Below are 394 nucleotides of genomic sequence, written 5' to 3'. Positions count from 1 at the left end.
GAAATTCACCCCGTCCAAAATCTCGGTCGCCGTCGGCGACACCATCACTTTCACCAATGCCGACCCGATGACGCACACCGCCACCGCGCTTGACGGCTCCTTCGACACCGGTCATCTCGCCACCGGCAAGAGCGCCAAGGTCAAGATATCAGCTGCCGGCGCGCACCCATTCCATTGTGCGATCCACAGCTCGATGAAGGGCACCGTCACCGCGAAATAGCGGCGTCCTCGCCAGACTTGTCATCCGCCATGGCGATAAGACTTCCAGCATCGGTGGAAGCTGGTTACTAGCGTTGCGGCAAAGCTGCCAATCTCCCTCCTCGTGGGGGAGATTGGCTCTCTTCCCTTGGCCCAGCGCTCGCAGCTTTATCGCCCGCTCGGTATCGGCTAAGGG

Annotated in this window: 1 protein-coding gene; it reads left to right on the top strand. The window is 60.9% G+C overall.

The genetic code is table 11. From position 1 onward, the window contains the following. On the top strand, positions 1-220 hold a 220-nt coding region (locus ENZ74_RS34230; protein ID WP_127313395.1), incomplete at its 5' end, for a cupredoxin domain-containing protein. Positions 221-394 lie beyond the last annotated feature (174 nt).

The sequence above is a fragment of the Mesorhizobium sp. M7A.F.Ca.CA.002.15.2.1 genome (assembly GCF_003998715.1).
GTDB classification, from domain to species: Bacteria; Pseudomonadota; Alphaproteobacteria; order Rhizobiales; family Rhizobiaceae; genus Mesorhizobium; species Mesorhizobium ciceri.
Note: the sequence above shows the minus strand (reverse complement) of the source record. Positions and strands in the feature narration are given on the sequence as shown.